Here is a 3,314-nt window from a genome sequence, read left to right as displayed (position 1 = left end):
GGGTGGGGCCGGCGGGCGGACCCCAGTCCAGTTCACGCTCGCCGCAGACGACGATTTCCTGCCCCTGCGCCTGCGGACCGGGGCAGGGGGCGAGGATCGACCAACTGCTTCGTTCCGGCGCGCTGCTGGCGCTGGTGGCAGGCTGTTGCGGCAACAGGATAAGCGCGGCGAGCAGGATCATGGCGCGGGCTTGCGCAGCGTGGCGCCATGCACCGATCCGTCGCCGCCCACCGTGGCGCTGACCCCAGCCATGCCGCCCCCGACGAGAAAGGGGCTTTTTTCCTGGATCGGGTTGGTGCGGGCGAGCAGCGCCTCCCGCTCGGCGCGGACGGGCTGGCGCCTGGGGTCGCCGGGATCGGTGGTGACGAAGGGTACGCGAAAGCGATCGGCATTGCGCAGGCCGCAAACGGTGATGTCGGTGCTGTGCGGATCGAATAGGCAGCGGCGTTCGGGCGACAGCCTGGCTGCGGCCCCGGTCATGAGCGCCTGTGCGTCCTGCAGCATCATCAGGACGAGACCCACTGCCAGCATCGCCGATCCTTCCAAACCGGGCACGATCATGCCCGGTTCGGAACCATAGCGCCAGCGTGATCGGCTCAGTTGGTCAATTCTGCGCGCAGCAGCGTGCGGGGCTTGCGGGTGCAGACGCGGGCGCCGACCACCGAACAGCGGCTGCCATCGTCGCCCAGCGCACGGGCTTTGGCATCGGGGTCGAACGCGTCGTCATTGTCGAGGCGGAAGGGGGAGCGGGTCGGCTCGGTACGGCAATCCGCACCTTTGCACGCGGCACTGAGGCGGGAGCCGGCGTGACGCATCAGGTCGCGGCGTGGCAAATCCTGGGGCGGCAGCGTCGCACCAACTGTGACGCCGGTTTGAGCGCCAAGGAGCAGCAAAGCCATCACCGTCATCATCGGCGCCTATCCCCCCTGTATTCAGGCACCTGAACGCGAAGGATCAGCCGCCGGTTGCGTCGGTAATCGGAGCGACCCCCAGACGGGGTATGTCGATGGCTGGGCAACGGTCCATCACGACCTTCAGCCCGGCGGCCTCCGCGCGGGCGGCGGCTTCTTCGTTGATGACACCGAGTTGCAGCCATACCGCCTTGGCACCGATGGCGATCGCCTCGTCCACCGCGTCGCCGGCGGCTTGCGGGCGGCGGAAGATGTCGACGATGTCGATCGGGTCGCCGAGCTGGGCAAGCTCGCGAAACACGAACTCGCCATGAACATGCTCGCCGGTGATCTGGGGATTGACCGGGATCACGCGGTAGCCGTGATCCTGAAGCCGTTTCATCACCCCGTAGGAGGGGCGGTCGGGGCGGTCGGACGCACCCACCATCGCGATCGTGCGGGCGCCTTCGAGCAGCGCCTTGATGTCGGCATCGTCAGATAGCGGCATGGATGCATCCCGACCGGGGAAACCTGGTCCGCTCGTGCCCAGCAGGGGCACGACCGGTGACATCATAACGTGTTAACCCCGGATTGGTTTCATGCGCGCGCAAGCCATGCGTTCACCTGTGCGGCGATCGGTGCGAACACGGCGTCATCCGCCTCGGCCGCCGGCGGGCGGCCGGCGTCCGACGCGGTGCGGATCGCCACGGTCAGCGGCACGCGGCCGAGGAACGGAATGTCGAGGTCGTTGGCCGCGGCCTCCGCGCCGCCGAGGCCGAAGGGGTCGGAAAAGCCGCCACAATGCGGACAGCAATAGCCGGCCATGTTCTCGACCAGTCCGATGATCGGGATGCCGGCCTTGGCAAACAGGTCGATCGCGCGGCGGGCGTCGATCAGCGCCAGATCCTGCGGGGTGGAGACGATGATCGCGCCGGCGGGCCGATGCTTCTGCACCATGGTGAGCTGCACGTCGCCGGTGCCGGGCGGCAGATCGAGGACCAGCGTGTCGCTGGCCCCCCAGTCGCCATCGACCAACTGGCCCAGCGCCCCCGCCGCCATCGGCCCGCGCCAGGCGATTGCCCGGTCGGCCTCGACCAACTGGCCCATCGACAGCAGCGGCACGCCGTAGGGCGTGGGGACGGGTTGCAGCTTGCCATCATGCGCGACCGGCTTCGTGCCCTCCGCCGCCATCAGTCGCGGCTGCGAGGGGCCGTAGATGTCGGCATCGACCAGTCCGACCTTGCGACCCGCCCGCGCGAGCGCGATGGCGAGATTGGCCGACAGCGTCGATTTGCCGACGCCGCCCTTGCCGCTGGCGACGGCCACCAGCTTGCGGCCGATCCGTTCGGCGGTGACGACGATGCGCACCTCGGCGACACCAGGCCTTGCGGCGGCGGTGCGGATGTCCGCCTCCATCCGGTCGCGCGCGCCCGCGTCGAGCCCCGTCGCGTCCAGCACGATGCCGGCTTTGCTGCCTTCCATGCGAACCGCGGCGCGGTTGCCCGCCACTGCGGCCACCGCCGCCTTTACGTCATCGATCAGTGCCATGGCGGCCAGATAGGACGCTTGTCCCCGCTTGGCACTGTTTTTGTCGCGCGACCCTTCCTATACAGTCCTCATGAGAACCTTGCCGGGCTGGTTGAAGCGCCCTCCGATCCTTGCCGCAGAGACACCGAAGGGCCCCTGGGGCGGATCGGGCGACGAGGGTGGCGGATCGGATGGAAACGGATCGGGCGGTGGCCCGCGCAATCCCTGGGCGGTGCCGCCGGGCGGCCGCCGGACCGGGGCCAAGCCGACCGCGCTGGACGAATTCCTGCGGAAAGCGCGTTCTGGCGGGCCGGGCGGCGGCGGAGGCGGCTTTGGCGGCATGCCCGGATCACCCAATGCCCGCGCCCTGTGGCTGATCGGCGTCGCGATCATCCTGGGCATCTGGGTGCTTTACACCTCGATCCACCCGATCGGGCCGCAGCAGCGCGGGGTGGTGACCTATTTCGGGCGCTATGCGGGCATCCTTTCGCCCGGCATCCAGATCACGCCGCCCGCACCGATCGCCAGCGTGCGCGTGCTGGACGTGCAAAAGATCCGCACCGAAAACTTCCCGGAAGGATCGGGCGAGAACCTGACGCTGACCGGCGACCAGAATATCGTCGACCTGACCTATTCGGTGCGCTGGGACATCGCCAATCCGCGCGACTTCACCTTCCAGTTGGCTCAGCCGCAGGAGACGGTGCGCGCCGCCGCGGAAAGCGCGATGCGCGCGGTGATCGCCACCACCACGCTGGAACAGGCGCTGGGGTCAGGCCGGACGACGATCGAACAGCGGGTGCAGGATCTGACCCAGGATCTGCTCAACCAGTATAAGTCGGGCGTGCGGGTGCAGGGCGTGTCGATCAAGCAGGCGACGCCGCCGACGCAGATCGTGGA

6 protein-coding genes are annotated in these 3,314 nt (G+C 68.8%); 1 reads left to right on the top strand and 5 read right to left on the bottom strand.

What is annotated here, in order from left to right; all coding sequences use genetic code 11:
* From Q0U08_RS19190 to Q0U08_RS19170, 5 genes are all read right to left on the bottom strand, one after another.
* Positions 1-181 (bottom strand): hypothetical protein (locus Q0U08_RS19190; protein ID WP_298093356.1); only part of this gene is annotated, 181 nt, incomplete at its 3' end.
* Positions 178-531 (bottom strand): hypothetical protein, encoded by a 354-nt coding sequence (locus Q0U08_RS19185; protein WP_298093355.1) that lies wholly within the window; start codon positions 529-531, stop codon positions 178-180. The genes Q0U08_RS19190 and Q0U08_RS19185, both read right to left, overlap by 4 nt.
* 65 nt (positions 532-596) lie before the next feature.
* Positions 597-908, bottom strand: coding sequence for a hypothetical protein (locus Q0U08_RS19180; protein WP_298093354.1), 312 nt, complete (start codon positions 906-908; stop codon positions 597-599).
* Between the two features lie 46 nt (positions 909-954).
* The gene (locus Q0U08_RS19175) at positions 955-1,398 is read right to left on the bottom strand and encodes a CoA-binding protein (protein ID WP_298093352.1); all 444 of its coding nucleotides are present in this window, start codon (positions 1,396-1,398) and stop codon (positions 955-957) included.
* 89 nt (positions 1,399-1,487) lie between these two features.
* A complete protein-coding gene (locus Q0U08_RS19170) occupies positions 1,488-2,438 on the bottom strand; it encodes an Mrp/NBP35 family ATP-binding protein (RefSeq protein ID WP_298093351.1) in 951 nt (316 codons plus the stop codon).
* A gap of 70 nt (positions 2,439-2,508) precedes the next feature.
* On the opposite strand from Q0U08_RS19170, the gene hflK reads away from it, so the two are divergent.
* Positions 2,509-3,314: protease modulator HflK (gene hflK, locus Q0U08_RS19165; protein WP_298093350.1), on the top strand; the 806-nt coding region annotated here is incomplete at its 3' end.

The sequence above is a fragment of the uncultured Sphingomonas sp. genome, from assembly GCF_946477935.1.
Classification (GTDB): Bacteria; Pseudomonadota; Alphaproteobacteria; order Sphingomonadales; family Sphingomonadaceae; genus Sphingomonas.
This window is presented reverse-complemented; position numbering and strand designations above follow the sequence as displayed.